The organism is Acinetobacter cumulans, from assembly GCF_003024525.3.
GTDB lineage: Bacteria > Pseudomonadota > Gammaproteobacteria > Pseudomonadales > Moraxellaceae > Acinetobacter > Acinetobacter cumulans.
This window is the reverse complement of the sequence record NZ_CP035934.2, coordinates 1119954-1133650: the sequence shown is the minus strand read 5'-3', so window position 1 is coordinate 1133650 and position 13697 is coordinate 1119954. Positions and strand designations below refer to the sequence as shown.

The window sequence follows — 13697 nt, the reverse complement described above, 5'->3', positions numbered from 1 at the left end:
TGTACTATGGGTTTTGAGTCTCCCCAATATGTCTATTGTATTTTTAGAATCTAAAGATAATGCCAAAATTAAACACCTCCGTGGTTTAATTGAGCAAAGTAGCTACCGAAAAAAACAAGGTCAAACCGTACTTGAAGGTACACATCTTGGTTTAGCGTGGGTTGAACAAAAACGTCGTATCAACTCGATTTTCACCACAGAAAAGTACCTCGAACATCCAGATATCTGCGATATTTTAGATGAATATGATGGCTCAGTTTTTGTCATTGCCGAAAGCTTGTATCGAGACCTCAGCACTTTAGGTACAACCTTGCCCTTCTTAGCGATTGTTGACCTGCCAAGTTCTAGCCAAGCATTACAATTTGATTTAGACACGCTTATTTTAGAAAACGTACAAGATCCTGGTAATGTTGGCACCTTGTTACGTTCAGCTGCTGCTGCGGGTATTCAGCAAGTTGTATGTACTAAAGGTTCAGCATCACTTTGGTCGCCTCGCGTGCTCCGTGCAGGCATGGGTGCTCATTTTTCAATTAAAACCTTTGAAAACATTCAACTCGAAGATATTTTAGAACGCTTTGAAATTCCAGTTTATGTGACCAGCTCACACCGCTCAACCAGTTTATATGATCAAGACTTAAAACAGCCTAGTGTTTGGGTTTTAGGCAATGAAGGTCAAGGCGTAAGCGAATATGCACTTGCGCATGCAAAAGCTGTAAGCATCCCACAACCAGGTGGTCAAGAATCATTAAATGTTGCAATCGCAGGTTCTGTTTGCTTCTTTGAAATGGTTCGCCAACGTATTTAATCGTTATTTTATTTTAAATCGGCTAGCCGATTTAAAAAAATAGATTACACTAGAAAAATAACAAGTATTTTTGTCAACCAAACCATTATTTTCAACGTTATATGTAGTATGAATTTGGAAATAATGGTGGGTATCCAATGACAGGATTTTCCATCTCTATGGATTTAGCGCCTAAACAGTCAGACAGTACACCAGCTAGTGTTCTTAAGAGCACGGCTGAGTCTCGTCTAAAAAACTTCATGCATGAAGTGACTGGTCGCGCCCTTGTCATGATCGAAAGTGCAACACAAGGTCAACAAGGTATTGCAATGGACTTGGTTCAAGAAGCCTTTATTTCATTACATAAGTCCTATGCAGAAAAATCCACAGAAGAATGGTATCCATTGTTCTACACCATTTTAAATAACAAATTACAGGATTGGCGTCGTAAAGAAGCGCGTCGTGCACAGCCCTTCTCTTTTTTCAGAAAAGTTTCATTAGATGATGACGAATTTGAAGTACAAGATGTGGTTGACGAATCGACCCCAAATCCCTCTGATTTTTTAACTCAAGCAGTGACTGCAGAAGAAATTCAAGAAGCCATTGCTCAATTGCCTGTGCGTCAACAACAAGCATTTATGCTCCGCGCATGGGAAGGCTTTGACACGCATACCACTGCAGAAATTATGAATTGCACCGAAGGCAGTGTTAAAACGCATTATCACCGTGCAATTCAGGGCCTTCGCGCCTCATTAGCACATTTAAATCCCAATTTGGGAGGGTCATCCGAATGAAGCAAGATGATTTTGTAAAAAACGTGAGCCAAAAGCTTGATCGGCTTGCACAGCAACATCAACATAAAGCACAAGTGATGAATAACGTGCTTGACCAAATCCATGAGCGAGAAACATCTCGTTATGGCTTATGGAAAATGTCTAGCTTCGCACTCGCCGCAGCTATTGCTGGTTTTATTGTATTACCTAATTCAGTCACTTTGAATGAAAAACCTGATACTCAAGTTATTTCTACACCTAAACTTTCACCTCAAATGGTTGAAGATTTAGAAATGTTAATGGTTTTGGGTGAGGATAAATCTTCTCATGGTAGCTAAAAAGTTAGCATTGGCATTTTGTGCGTTCAGTTTCCTGCAAACTAGCTTTGCGGGCTTTGAACGTTTTTGGATTTTTTCAAAAGATGCCAATACTCAAGTCAGTGATACCTGGGACTCTTTGTCTGATGCTGAACAACTGGCACTGATTAAACGTTATCAGTCATTGAAAGAAATTCCATCTGAGCAAAGTACCAACTTACAACAACGTATGGATTGGTTTAATCAGCTGCCTGATGCAGATAAGCAACGTATGCGCGAAACTTGGCAAAAAATGAGTACTCAAGAACGTAAAGACTTGGCTCACCGCTTACAACGTGCTGCACCTGATGACCGTGCTAGTATTCGCGAAGAATACATCAATAAATATTTAAAGGTTGAAAATCTTAGCCATTAATTATGCATGACAAGCTTAAAAAGCTCATTAAAATGCCAGCATAATCGCTGGCATTTTTGCATAAATTGCAACATTAAATCCGTAAGTACAAACTACTTTTAAATAATGCGATAAAACTTCAACATAACTACTTTGTCAAATAGGTACAAAAAAGCCAGTACATGAGTACTGGCTTTTTATATAAAGGGCTAGCCATAAAATAATACATAGCTAACCAAGACTACAGATTATGCTTTTGATTTACGACGGAATACTGCTAAGCCCATTAACGCAAATACACCCAACACGCCCATAGAGCCTCCACCACCACTCGATGAAGTATTGGTGTTTTTAGCTGCATTTTTAAGTGTAATGGTAGCTTGATTTGATTCCGTACCTTCAGAATCAAATACTGAATATTTCACAGGATAATCAAACTGACTGAGATTATTTTTCACAGAAAATTCAATATTGCCACCATAGCATGTCTCACGTGCATAAGCTTCAGGACATGGCCCACTAAATTCAGCTTTAAAGTTTAAACCTGCAGGAATCGTGTCAAATTTAATTGCTGTGTTCTGACCTAACGCATTTTGGAACCAGATTTTTTTACCAGCAGGTACTGTATTTTCTGGCCCATCTCCGTGATCGTGATCATTTTCCAACGGATTAACGCTGACCGTTAAATTATTATTACTACTAATGCTGTATTCATCAGATACAGCCACTGGCGCAATGTTGTTAAATGTAGACTTTAAAATGCCTGAAGATGTAACTGTTGGATTTTCTTTATCCGTTAGCGTATATGTGCAATAACCAATTACACCTGGAGCACTCACCGCACCACTACTACGGTATAAAACAATTTGTTTTAAACCAGCATTCCACTCACAAATCAAATCAGAATCAGCACCAGTATTAACAACCGTAGGCACACCATTATTTATCAATAGATCTGTGCCTAATCCGAGTGTTTTAACACTGACGTTATAATGATCTGCATCCAAGCGTTTAACAATTTGATTCCCTGAAGCATCCGTTGATTTTTCACTTGCCAATGCCAACTTGAATGGATCGAAATAAATCGCGCGATATTTCAAATTCGCTTTTAAGCTATTTAAATATGGCTCCATTTCAGATAAATCATCTTGGTTCGCAATTTTGTATTGTTTAAAGTTTGGATCTTCAATGTCTTTTTTCAGTTGATCAACAATTTTTTCATAGCTATCAACCAAGGTCACCAAAGATGTATTTTTTAAGTCTTGTACATCTGCAGCGGTTAAGTTCATTACTTCAACTGAACCAATTTCACACAGGTTACGTTGATCCGGTGTTAACAATAACGTCGCATCAATGACACGCTGAATCCCTCGTTGATCCGCTGAAACGGTACTAAAGGTATTACAGTTAATAGAAGAGACATCAAATAAGTCATAGCCCGTTGAATATCGCTTAGGATAATACAATGGTAAGAAAACGTTATATGCAGATGCTGGCATTAAATTCGACAAGATATTCGACATCGCTGTATTACTGACATCGACATTTTTATAGTCATCTACTGCTTCATCTAATGCAGACTTTGGTAAATCACATTTTGATGCGCTCAGTTCTAAAGCATTGTTAAAAGCAATGAAGCTTAATTCATCATCAGGTTTTGCATTATTTATAAAACGACATGATTTAGAGTTTGCAATATTTTTACCATTATATGCAAAGACATTAAAGCCTAATTGCTTAGTACCATTTTTGTCATAATACAGACCCGTATATGCATCATTTTCTACAATAGTATTATTCGCAAGAACGATATTTGAGTACTGACTTAATAAGTTATTTCCTTCTGATATCGCCTTAATCACGCTACCATTGTTTGGATTTGCAATATTTTGCGCAATTGTATTGGTCGATATCGTAGCAGAGACATTTCCACAAAAGTCTAAAATACTTTGGTTATCCGTCGCGCCATTTTTAATAATACTGCTTTGCAATAAGCTAAGAACAGGCTTGCTATCACTCATATTGCTGACGCAATCCATGGCCAATACGCTACCTTTCGTAGCTTTATTGCCTTGTAATAATGTACTGTTAATCGTTAAAGTTCTTTCACCATTTTGTGCCAAAGCATAGATTGCACCACCAGCCTGTACGGCAGTTGAATCTAGAATTGCACTTCGGTTTAAAGACAAATTACCGCCAGAAAAAATTGCACCACCCAAATCAGCTTTACCATTTTTCAATGCGACATCGGTCAAGTCTAAATTGGCAAAAGTTTGCGCTGTATTGAAGATACGATGTGTGCCATCCCCAACAATAAAGGTTTTTAAATCTTCATAAGCAGGATAAGCATCTGTAAGCGCATTGCGTTGATCGTAGTTATAGCGTGTCGCACCTCGAATATCGACAGCTGACTCTGGCTTCAATTCTCCACGAGTTAGCTTGTAAGTACCTTCCTTCAGCTGAATAACATCGGCTTGTGTAGAATTGGTATCACCTGCGCTACAACCACCAAACGCGGCATTTTTATGCGCCGCAAAAATGGCTTCACGTAAAGAACAGTTATCTAAGTTTTCACCATTCTCATCTTCAAATGTGTTGACTTCAATGGTTTTTTCTTCTGCCGCCATCAATGACATCGCAGAAAGAACCATGAGCACTAATAATCCTTTTTTATAATTTTTCATGGCAATTCCCTTCTTATTTTTTTAGACGGCGTAAACCAATCAATCCAAACAAGCCCATTAATCCATAAAGGCCAAATGCGCCACCGGAGGTTTTTACAGACTTACTATCAATATCGTTGTCTGGTTCTTGATAAATACGGACTTCCGCAGAAATATACTTATTTGCTGGGTTATAACGTGTTGAAGACGTTACGACTTGAAGCTCAAAAATATCAGCGCCATGCCAAGCACCATTTGGAATATATTCTAAATCGCCATTCAAATTGAGCGTTGTTTTTCCTTTAGATTCCGCTTGAGTCTGTTTAATGACTAAGCATCCATCTTGCCAAGCTGCACCTGTGGGATTTTTACCAACAACAACATCACATTGTTCTTTAGGAATTAAATCGCTATCCCCTAATGATTGTAGAATATTAAATTTTGCGGTTTGGCCTGGCTTAATATCGTCAGCAATACGCGGAATACTGCTTGGAACAATAATTTCAACTGCACCACGGTCACACCACAAATTATTTGTTTCACGGTTTTTATCACGCTGATCCTTACTTTCACACGCTACGAATTGCTTATTTCCATTCGCTTCAGTTTGGCCTTTATTCAAGATAGGACCAGAAAAAATATCGGCAAAACTTACTAAAATACGTGGACGCAAATAACCCAAAAATGCATTGTTTGGAACGCTATATGGACACAGTAATGCAGTTGTATCATCATTTAGATTCTTACAAACACCTTCGTCTTCACCCGCAATTAAATCATTTTTTGCCCATACCGTATTATTATTTTCAACAGCCGCCGTTGGACATTCAGCAGTCAGTAAGTTGTTATAAATAACGCTTTTATCGGTACTTTGATCTACAACTTTACAGTTCATTGAGCCACTGGCAGTACCATTGCCCAACAAGATACTATTTGCAAGATATCCCTGTCCGTCTTGAACATCTAGCAAAACACCACCACCATTTTTAATAATAGTGAGGTTATTTAAACCAATGCCATCTTTAAGATTCAGTGCAAAACCTGAATTTTTAAAAAATGTTGAATTGGTAATTAAATGATCACGTGCTGGAAAAACTAATGAACTTGCATTCGCCAATGGATTTTCGGTATAAATCGTCACATCGCCCGTATTTCCTTTAAACACAGAAGAAGCGATCCAGAAATTTGGCGCAACACTATAAATCGCCGCTCCGTTATTGGCTTGGTTATTTTCGAAGAGCACATTATAAGTTTGAACGACGCTGCCTAAAGAGGCACTTTCACTTGAAAAACCAACATTATAAATAGCACCGCCTTTATCTGCACGGCCACCTTTTAATGCACTACTTTGCAGTGTTAATTTCTCATTATTATAAATAATACCGCCTAAACTTGCACAAGCACTGGTTCCACAACCTTGAAAAGAAACTTCTTGGAAGTTGACTGTAATCAAAGCTTTATTGCCATCATCAATATGGAAAATTTGATCTTGGCCATCCATTTGAATCGTGGCATTGTTTAAGCCAACCGCGACTGATTGATTTTCAGTACTGTCATAGGTGGTTTTAAGGGTTAAGCCTGCTTTTATATCAATACGGCTTTTTAATTTATATGTTGCTTGTTTTTCAAGCAAAATAATTGAGACAGCACCTTCGCCTCCACAGCCGTGATAGCCTTCTTTTGGCATGCCTGCATTAATATATTGAATTGCTTCACGTAGTGAACAAACGTTGTCATCTACATCATTATCATCAGTCGTTGTTACTGCAATTTCAGCACTATAGGCGTGCCCTGCAAAACACAGTAAACCCATGACTATGCTCCGTTTGAGCATCACATTCTCCTTGATTTTTTTTTATCTTTTTATATTTCGCTGCTCGTTCCTGACAGCTACATACTATTTTTGTGTACTTTGTCACAGCTAGAGCAATTACTCAAGTTTTTTATCGATTAACGGTATTCATCAATCAGTGCATAAATTTGACGTAAATTTGCATGGCTAATTTTCAGCTTTTCACCTTTAAGTAGTTGAATTAACTGCTCAAGCGTTTGTAATAATACCGAGGTTTGATGCGGGCCATGTAAAAGTAAATAATCTATGATTTGCGGATCAATATGTATGCCTCGACGGTTCAACACTGAAGTGACCAAAGCCTGTCGATCTGCATATAAACTACCATTTGGCACCTTTACACTCACCGCTTGTGTTAAACGTGACTGTAAATCAGGTAATTCTAGTTTGAGCTCAATGGGTGCAAAGCGGGATGAAAACACCAACTGCCCACCGCCTTCATTATTATAATTGATTAAATGAAATACTGCTTTTTGCCAATGTGGTACACCGCTAATCGCTTCAATGTCATCTAGTGCCACCAGATCATAACGATCGAGTGATGTAATCGCTTCTGTCGGGGCATCTAAAAGTTCTAACAACGAAACTTGTATCGCGGTTTTACCAATTTCCAGATATGAATCGCAAATCGCCGAGAGTAAATGACTCTTTCCAGACCCTGCTCCCCCATAAACATAAAAGCGATTCATGAGACCTGCATGTAGCTGTCGAACCGCATCAATGACATGCCCCCAGCTCGGCCCTGAAAAATCACTGATTCGGGCATCAAGTTGGGGTTCTATATCTAATTGCAATTGACGCATTTATTAAGCAGGCCTTATCTATCTTTATTTTCTGGTTTTTCAATCTTACTCGAATTTTCAGCGTCTTGCAGTGTATTTAGCGCGCTGTCTTTCAATTCAATATCAATATTGGCTTGTTCGGTTTCAATGCTAATTGAACCTGCACCATGAGTATTCACATGTGCGTTTGCACCAATATATATTGTACTACGTTCATAAGTCTCACGCGCATGGCGCAATAACACCACAATAACCGCAGCAACAGGTAATGCAATCAACATGCCCAAGAAACCAGCCAACTGTGCACCAGCCAAAACAGCAAAAACTACGGCAACAGGTGATAAGCCAATTTTATCGCCTAAAAGGAAAGGTTGTAGAATATAGCCTTCTACAGCCTGACCAATTAAAAATACAACCAGCACCAGTACCAACTGCATCCAATCCATACCAAATTGGAAGAAAGTTGCAATGACAGCAGCAATAATACCTACCGCAAAACCTAAGTAAGGAATAATACTGGCTAGGCCTGCAATCATGCCGATAATTAAACCGACTTCCAAACCAATAACTTGTAGCCCGACTGCATATACCACGCCAAGCAAAAACATCACCAAGAACTGACCTTTTACAAATGCACCTAATACACTGTGACATTCACCTACAATTGTCATGGTGCTAGCTTCATATTGGCGAGGAATTAAACGACGCATACGCTCAAGCATCGGCTCCCAATCCAGTAAAAAATAAAAAGCAATCACTGGAATAAGTACAACCGTACCGCCAATTTGGATAAAGTTCAGACCAGACTGTGCAACCTTCATCAACATCGCTTGAATGCTGTCTGCACTATAATTTGTTTGGATATATTCCATGATTGCCGCAGACATCTGCTCGGTGTCAATTTCCATTGGCACAAGATTAAATGTATGAGACAGCCATGGCAGAAAGGTATAATTAATCCAATGAATATTTGCAGGAATATTTGTTTTTGCATACATTAATTGTTGCCAAATGAGAGGTACCAAGTACCAAATGGCAATCGTTAATGCGACACCAATACCGACAAATACTACGCTGATTGATATCCAGCGAGGTAAGCCAATTCGATGTAGTTTATTCACCAAAGGACTAAACAAATAGGCGATTAAAAAAGCACCTACAAAAGGAATCACCACAGGTTTGAGTAAATAAATAACCCAAAGAATAAGTGCAATGCCAGCCAGAATAAAAATGCGGCGCAAGGTGCGATCGCCCATAAAACTCACCTTTATGTCAGTGTAATCGTTATAAAAGAGAAATATTTTAATAAAGATAGCATTTTAGCGCATAAATAACATAAGAGTTTCGTTTATTCAGGTTATAATCGCCGCGCGAATGCGGAGACTTCATTATGAGCAACTCAACTTCTACCCCAAACACTGGTTTAAGCTACAAAGATGCAGGTGTCGACATTGAAGCGGGCGACGCATTAGTCGATCGTATCAAATCAGTCGCTAAGCGCACAAAACGTCCTGAAGTAATGGGCGGTCTAGGTGGCTTTGGCGCACTTTGTAAAATTCCTAAAGGTTATGAAGAACCTGTCCTCGTATCCGGCACAGATGGTGTTGGTACTAAATTACGTTTAGCATTGAATTTGAACCGTCATGACACTATTGGTCAAGATTTGGTTGCAATGTGCGTAAACGATCTTTTGGTTTGTGGTGCTGAACCATTATTCTTCCTCGATTACTATGCAACAGGCCACTTAAATGTAGACGTTGCAGCTAATGTCGTAACAGGTATTGGCGCAGGTTGTGAACTTGCAGGCTGTGCGCTTGTAGGTGGCGAAACTGCTGAAATGCCTGGCATGTATGAAGGTGAAGATTATGACCTTGCAGGCTTCTGCGTAGGTGTAGTTGAGCAAAGCAAAATTATTGATGGCTCTAAAGTTAAAGCGGGTGACGTTTTAGTAGGTGTTGCATCAAGTGGCGCGCACTCAAACGGTTATTCACTTCTTCGTAAAATTTTAGATGTGAAAAACGTTGATATGACTCAAATCGTTGATGGTCGTCCACTTGCTGATACAGCGATGGAACCAACACGCATTTATGTCAAACCAATTCTTCAGTTATTAAAAGAAGTTGATGTACACGCAATGGCGCACATCACAGGTGGCGGTTTACCAGGTAACCTACCTCGCGTACTTCCAAATGGCGCTCAAGCTGTAGTCAATGAAGCTTCTTGGGAATGGCCAGAATTGTTCAAACTTCTTCAAAAAGAAGGTGGTGTTGAACAATTTGAAATGTACCGCACATTTAACTGTGGCGTAGGTATGGTATTGGTTGTTGATGCTGCAGATGCAGAAAAAACAGTTGAATTGCTCAATAGTCTTGGCGAAAAAGCATTCGCAATGGGTCATATTGCAGACAATGCTGAATCTGTTGAAGGCGCTGACGAAAAAATCCGTGTGATTTTTGCATAAGCACTTCCAATGATTAAAATTGCTGTTCTTGTTTCAGGAAGTGGCTCTAACCTTCAAGCCTTAATCGATGCAAATCTATCTGGGAAAATTGTTGGAGTCATTTCAAATAAACCTGAAGCATTTGCACTACAACGTGCAAAAAATGCAAACATTGCAACTGCAGTGATTGAGCATAAACAATATCCAAATCGTGAAGCCTTTGATGATGTGATGCATCAGCAACTACTCGACTGGGATGTTGATTTAGTCATTCTTGCAGGCTTCATGCGGATTTTAAGTGCCAAATTTGTGCATGCTTGGGAAGGGAAAATGATCAACATTCACCCTTCTCTATTGCCTCATTACAAAGGCATGCATACGCATCAACGTGTACTCAATACAGGTGATGCCCTACATGGTTGTACAGTTCACTACGTGACTGCAGAACTCGATGCTGGCCAAGCGCTTGCACAAGCAGTGCTTAAAGTGAATACGCATGATACTGCTGACAGCTTAGCAAACCGCGTACATGTTTTAGAACACATCATTTACCCACAAGTAGCTGAATGGATTTGCACTGGCACCATTCAACACACTGAAAATGGTGTACTGTTCCGTGGTCATCCAATGACTGAAGCAGTTCAATTCTGCAAATTTTAAGCCGTATATCAGATATAAAAAAACGCATCCTAGGATGCGTTTTTTATTATGCTGAACCTTAGTTCTGCTAATTTTTTGTTGCAAGCAACTGCTTAAGCAAATTCGCAACTTCGACAGGTTGCTCTAATGGAAACATGTGCCCGCCTTCGGTCATACGTAGTGGTATGTCAAATTTTTTGCTCACCTGTTGCGGGAACTTATGTTGCAAAAACGGACTGCCTTTAGGCACCAGCAACTGTGCAGGAACTTTGGTCTTTGACTGTGGTAGCCAATACCAAGACGGATTCGTGTTGAACATTTTGACTTCATCATATTTGCTAATGGTCAGTTCTACACCACCGCGAATATGGTCTTCAGTCAAAGCATAGTCAATATAGTGTTGAAAACACTCTGGATCGAAATCTTTATAAAAGCCTTTCGTCACTAAAGATGTAAATGCTTGCTCACGAGATTCCCAATGATCACGACGATTTTTTGACAGTCCTGCAGGTGACAACTTATCCAACATTTTAAGCTTCAAAGTTTTCACTACATGTAACATGAATGATGCAGTGCCAGTCACAAACGGCGGATCCATCAAAATAAGTTGTGAAAACAATTCTGGACGTTGCTGCGCTGCTTTAAAAGTTAGTACCGCACCTAAAGAGTGACCAAGACCAATGACTGGGCGCCCTTTGGCTTGTCTTACAATACTATCAATCAGTTGTTGTGTCAGACTCTGCCAATGATTATCAATAGGATAACGGCGATCTGGGCCAATAAGTGGCACATAAATCACGTCAAAGTCATCTTCAAGTGCTTGAAAAAACTTGGTGTACACTTGTGCAGGTACACCATTGGCATGTGCAAAATGAATAATCGGCTTCATTGTAATTTTGCACTACCTTCAGTCTGTACTTGCTGACTTAGAGACGTTGCAAAACCTTGTCCAATTGAAGCCCCCATACGACCTAAAATTGAATCGAATGGACTATATTCAACGGTATAATTCACAGTTTTATCAGTTTTTAATTCACGTTTTAAACTTTGAATACTGCCAGTACGGTCTGCAATACCCAATTTAACTGCTTGTTCACCAGTCCAGAATAAACCAGAGAAAATCGCTGGATCTGTAGATTTTAGTTTTTTACCACGACCCTGTTTAACCGCATTAATAAAGTGGTCATGGACATTATCCAATACACCTTGTACATGTGCTTTTTGTGCAGGATCTACAGGTTGAGTCATCGACAGTAAGGCTTTGTTTTCACCCGAAGTCATGGTGCGATCTTCTACACCTAACTTTTGCATCAATTGATTGACGCCATAATTTGGCATAATCACACCAATTGAGCCAACTAAACTTGATGGGTTTACAATAATTTCATCTGCTGCCGAAGCAATATAATATGCACCTGAAGCACCAGTATCACCAATCACGGCATAAAGTTTTTTATCTTTGTGCTGTTGTTTTAGATACTGAATTTCTTGCCAAATTTCGTCAGATTGAACAGGTGAACCACCTGGTGAGTTAATATTTAACACCACAGCTTTGCTCTGTTTATTTTCAAAAGCACGCTTTAATGAACGAATAGTATCTGTGCTATTTACACTTTGTTTATCCGCTGCAATCGTTCCAATAATATCCACAACCGCAATGTGTGAACTTGAAGCTGCTGCATCACTTGAAGTTGAACTTGCAGTACTACAGCCCTTACCTAAAGCAACCAATACAAAAAGGATATAAGCAAAGGTCAAAAATTTAAAGAAAATCCCCCAGCGACGTGTGCGACGTTGCTCTTCAACTGACGCTAAAACCGCTTTTTCTAAGATTTTCCATTCATTGCCAGTGGGCTGATGGACGTTATTTGTTGATGTTGTCTTCTGAATTTCACTTTCAGGCTTTGGTGGCCAATCGGACATAAAAAATCCAATATTCAATTATAATGTTGTCCCATTATATACATGTAAATGGTGAAAACTGTCTATACCACGCAATTTCGCCTATAATTAATTTAATTTTTCTCCATTTGAAATAATCCAATAAAACATGAATGATCAAAGCCCTCATAACGCCACCCACCGTGCATTGAGTTTTATCAGTCGTATGCCGATTCAGTTCTCGCGTTTTTTTGCTCGTGGATTAGCGGCATTGGTCAATACTTTCAAAATTTCAAAGACTTCTGCCACAATTCGCTTAAATTTAAATATTGCACTGCCAGAACTCGATCAGACAACACGTGAAAAAATTACAGAACAAGCGATTCGTAATGAGTTAAGTTCATATTTTGAATTTTTCAGCATTTGGGGTTCATCTGCTGAGAAAAATTTAGCGCGTATAAATAAAGTATATGGCGAAGAGTTTTTTCACGAAACTTTAGCTGAAAATAAAGGCTTAGTTTTGGTGGTCCCACATTTTGGTACTTGGGAAGTAATGAACGCTTGGTTTGCCCAACACAGCAAAATGACCATTATGTACAAACCCGTCAAAAATGAAACTGCGGACCAGTTTGTGCGTAATGCACGTAGCCGAGAGCAAGCCACACTTGTCCCTACAGATGAATCTGGTGTGCGCCAAATTTTCAAAGCGCTCAAACAAGGCGGTATGACCGTCATATTACCTGATCATACCCCTAATGTTGGCGGTGACATGATTGAGTATTTTGGCTTACCCCTGGCAACCAGCAATCTGAGTGCTAAACTGATTCAAAAAACCAAATGTGGTGCTTTATTTGCCTATGCAATGCGTAATGAAGATGGGCTTTTTGATATACACATTGAAAAATTAGATTCACATATTTATGAAGGTACGGCAAATGATGGTTCAGGTGTGATTTTCTCAGCTTTAGAAAACCTGATTCGCCGTTATCCAGAACATTATCATTGGAGTTATAAACGCTTTAAGGCCAATCCTGCTTTAGAAGATATTTATAACATAGCACCTGAACAAGCGATTGAAATTGTGCAAACATTGCGTTCAGAGACTGCACACTTAAAACACGTGGATTACACTGCGCAAAATACCGTAAAGGCATAACACTTCAACAAATTTC

Annotated in this window: 13 protein-coding genes; 7 read left to right on the top strand and 6 right to left on the bottom strand. The window is 39.3% G+C overall.

What is annotated here, in order from left to right:
* The first annotated feature begins 28 nt into the window (after positions 1-28).
* From C9E88_RS05280 to C9E88_RS05265, 4 genes are all read left to right on the top strand, one after another.
* Entirely contained in the window at positions 29-805 is a 777-nt protein-coding gene (locus tag C9E88_RS05280) for a TrmH family RNA methyltransferase (RefSeq protein ID WP_106985656.1), read from the top strand.
* 158 nt (positions 806-963) lie between these two features.
* Entirely contained in the window at positions 964-1578 is a 615-nt protein-coding gene (locus tag C9E88_RS05275) for an RNA polymerase sigma factor (RefSeq protein ID WP_106985657.1), read from the top strand.
* On the top strand, positions 1575-1895 hold the full coding sequence (locus tag C9E88_RS05270; protein WP_106985658.1) for a hypothetical protein: 321 nt from the start codon (positions 1575-1577) through the stop codon (positions 1893-1895). Before C9E88_RS05275 ends, C9E88_RS05270 begins: the two co-directional genes overlap by 4 nt.
* Positions 1885-2289 (top strand): DUF3106 domain-containing protein, encoded by a 405-nt coding sequence (locus C9E88_RS05265; RefSeq protein WP_106985659.1) that lies wholly within the window; start codon positions 1885-1887, stop codon positions 2287-2289. The genes C9E88_RS05270 and C9E88_RS05265 overlap by 11 nt, the downstream gene beginning before the upstream one ends.
* 227 nt (positions 2290-2516) lie before the next feature.
* Here C9E88_RS05265 and C9E88_RS05260 read toward each other — a convergent pair whose 3' ends face one another.
* From C9E88_RS05260 to cxpE, 4 genes are all read right to left on the bottom strand, one after another.
* Positions 2517-4952 carry a CSLREA domain-containing protein gene (locus C9E88_RS05260; protein WP_106985695.1) on the bottom strand — a complete coding sequence of 812 codons (2436 nt, stop codon included), beginning with the start codon at positions 4950-4952 and terminating at the stop codon, positions 2517-2519.
* Between the two features lie 13 nt (positions 4953-4965).
* The gene (rbtA, locus tag C9E88_RS05255; RefSeq protein ID WP_264766850.1) at positions 4966-6744 is read right to left on the bottom strand and encodes a rhombotarget A; all 1779 of its coding nucleotides are present in this window, start codon (positions 6742-6744) and stop codon (positions 4966-4968) included.
* A 137-nt stretch (positions 6745-6881) separates the two neighbouring features.
* Positions 6882-7586 (bottom strand): DnaA regulatory inactivator Hda, encoded by a 705-nt coding sequence (gene hda, locus C9E88_RS05250; protein WP_106985661.1) that lies wholly within the window; start codon positions 7584-7586, stop codon positions 6882-6884.
* Positions 7587-7600: 14 nt separating this feature from the next.
* Positions 7601-8821, bottom strand: coding sequence for a chloramphenicol efflux transporter CxpE (cxpE, locus tag C9E88_RS05245; protein WP_106985662.1), 1221 nt, complete (start codon positions 8819-8821; stop codon positions 7601-7603).
* 134 nt (positions 8822-8955) lie between these two features.
* Between cxpE and purM the strand changes: the two genes are divergently transcribed.
* A complete protein-coding gene (gene purM / locus C9E88_RS05240; RefSeq protein WP_106985663.1) occupies positions 8956-10026 on the top strand; it encodes a phosphoribosylformylglycinamidine cyclo-ligase in 1071 nt (356 codons plus the stop codon).
* A gap of 9 nt (positions 10027-10035) precedes the next feature.
* Positions 10036-10665 (top strand): phosphoribosylglycinamide formyltransferase, encoded by a 630-nt coding sequence (purN, locus tag C9E88_RS05235; RefSeq protein ID WP_106985664.1) that lies wholly within the window; start codon positions 10036-10038, stop codon positions 10663-10665.
* 67 nt (positions 10666-10732) lie between these two features.
* On the opposite strand, the gene C9E88_RS05230 is transcribed toward purN, so the two are convergent.
* Together C9E88_RS05230 and sppA are read right to left on the bottom strand one after the other, a co-directional pair.
* Positions 10733-11533: an alpha/beta fold hydrolase gene (locus tag C9E88_RS05230; RefSeq protein WP_106985665.1), complete on the bottom strand. Its 801-nt coding sequence runs from the start codon at positions 11531-11533 to the stop codon at positions 10733-10735.
* Positions 11530-12567, bottom strand: a complete 1038-nt coding sequence (sppA, locus tag C9E88_RS05225) for a signal peptide peptidase SppA (protein ID WP_106985666.1) — start codon at positions 12565-12567, stop codon at positions 11530-11532. The genes C9E88_RS05230 and sppA overlap by 4 nt, the downstream gene beginning before the upstream one ends.
* Before the next feature lie 127 nt (positions 12568-12694).
* On the opposite strand from sppA, the gene C9E88_RS05220 reads away from it, so the two are divergent.
* Positions 12695-13681: a lysophospholipid acyltransferase family protein gene (locus tag C9E88_RS05220; protein ID WP_106985667.1), complete on the top strand. Its 987-nt coding sequence runs from the start codon at positions 12695-12697 to the stop codon at positions 13679-13681.
* Positions 13682-13697 lie beyond the last annotated feature (16 nt).

Excerpts from the sequence above, each read along its gene's own strand:
- C9E88_RS05280 (WP_106985656.1), top strand. The coding sequence starts at position 29 with ATGTCTATTGTATTTTTAGAATCTAAAGATAATGCCAAAATTAAACAC.
- C9E88_RS05275 (WP_106985657.1), top strand. The coding sequence starts at position 964 with ATGGATTTAGCGCCTAAACAGTCAGACAGTACACCAGCTAGTGTTCTT.
- C9E88_RS05270 (WP_106985658.1), top strand. The coding sequence starts at position 1,575 with ATGAAGCAAGATGATTTTGTAAAAAACGTGAGCCAAAAGCTTGATCGG.
- C9E88_RS05265 (WP_106985659.1), top strand. The coding sequence starts at position 1,885 with ATGGTAGCTAAAAAGTTAGCATTGGCATTTTGTGCGTTCAGTTTCCTG.
- C9E88_RS05260 (WP_106985695.1), bottom strand. The coding sequence starts at position 4,952 with ATGAAAAATTATAAAAAAGGATTATTAGTGCTCATGGTTCTTTCTGCG.
- rbtA (WP_264766850.1), bottom strand. The coding sequence starts at position 6,744 with ATGGGTTTACTGTGTTTTGCAGGGCACGCCTATAGTGCTGAAATTGCA.
- hda (WP_106985661.1), bottom strand. The coding sequence starts at position 7,586 with ATGCGTCAATTGCAATTAGATATAGAACCCCAACTTGATGCCCGAATC.
- cxpE (WP_106985662.1), bottom strand. The coding sequence starts at position 8,821 with ATGGGCGATCGCACCTTGCGCCGCATTTTTATTCTGGCTGGCATTGCA.
- purM (WP_106985663.1), top strand. The coding sequence starts at position 8,956 with ATGAGCAACTCAACTTCTACCCCAAACACTGGTTTAAGCTACAAAGAT.
- purN (WP_106985664.1), top strand. The coding sequence starts at position 10,036 with ATGATTAAAATTGCTGTTCTTGTTTCAGGAAGTGGCTCTAACCTTCAA.
- C9E88_RS05230 (WP_106985665.1), bottom strand. The coding sequence starts at position 11,533 with ATGAAGCCGATTATTCATTTTGCACATGCCAATGGTGTACCTGCACAA.
- sppA (WP_106985666.1), bottom strand. The coding sequence starts at position 12,567 with ATGTCCGATTGGCCACCAAAGCCTGAAAGTGAAATTCAGAAGACAACA.
- C9E88_RS05220 (WP_106985667.1), top strand. The coding sequence starts at position 12,695 with ATGAATGATCAAAGCCCTCATAACGCCACCCACCGTGCATTGAGTTTT.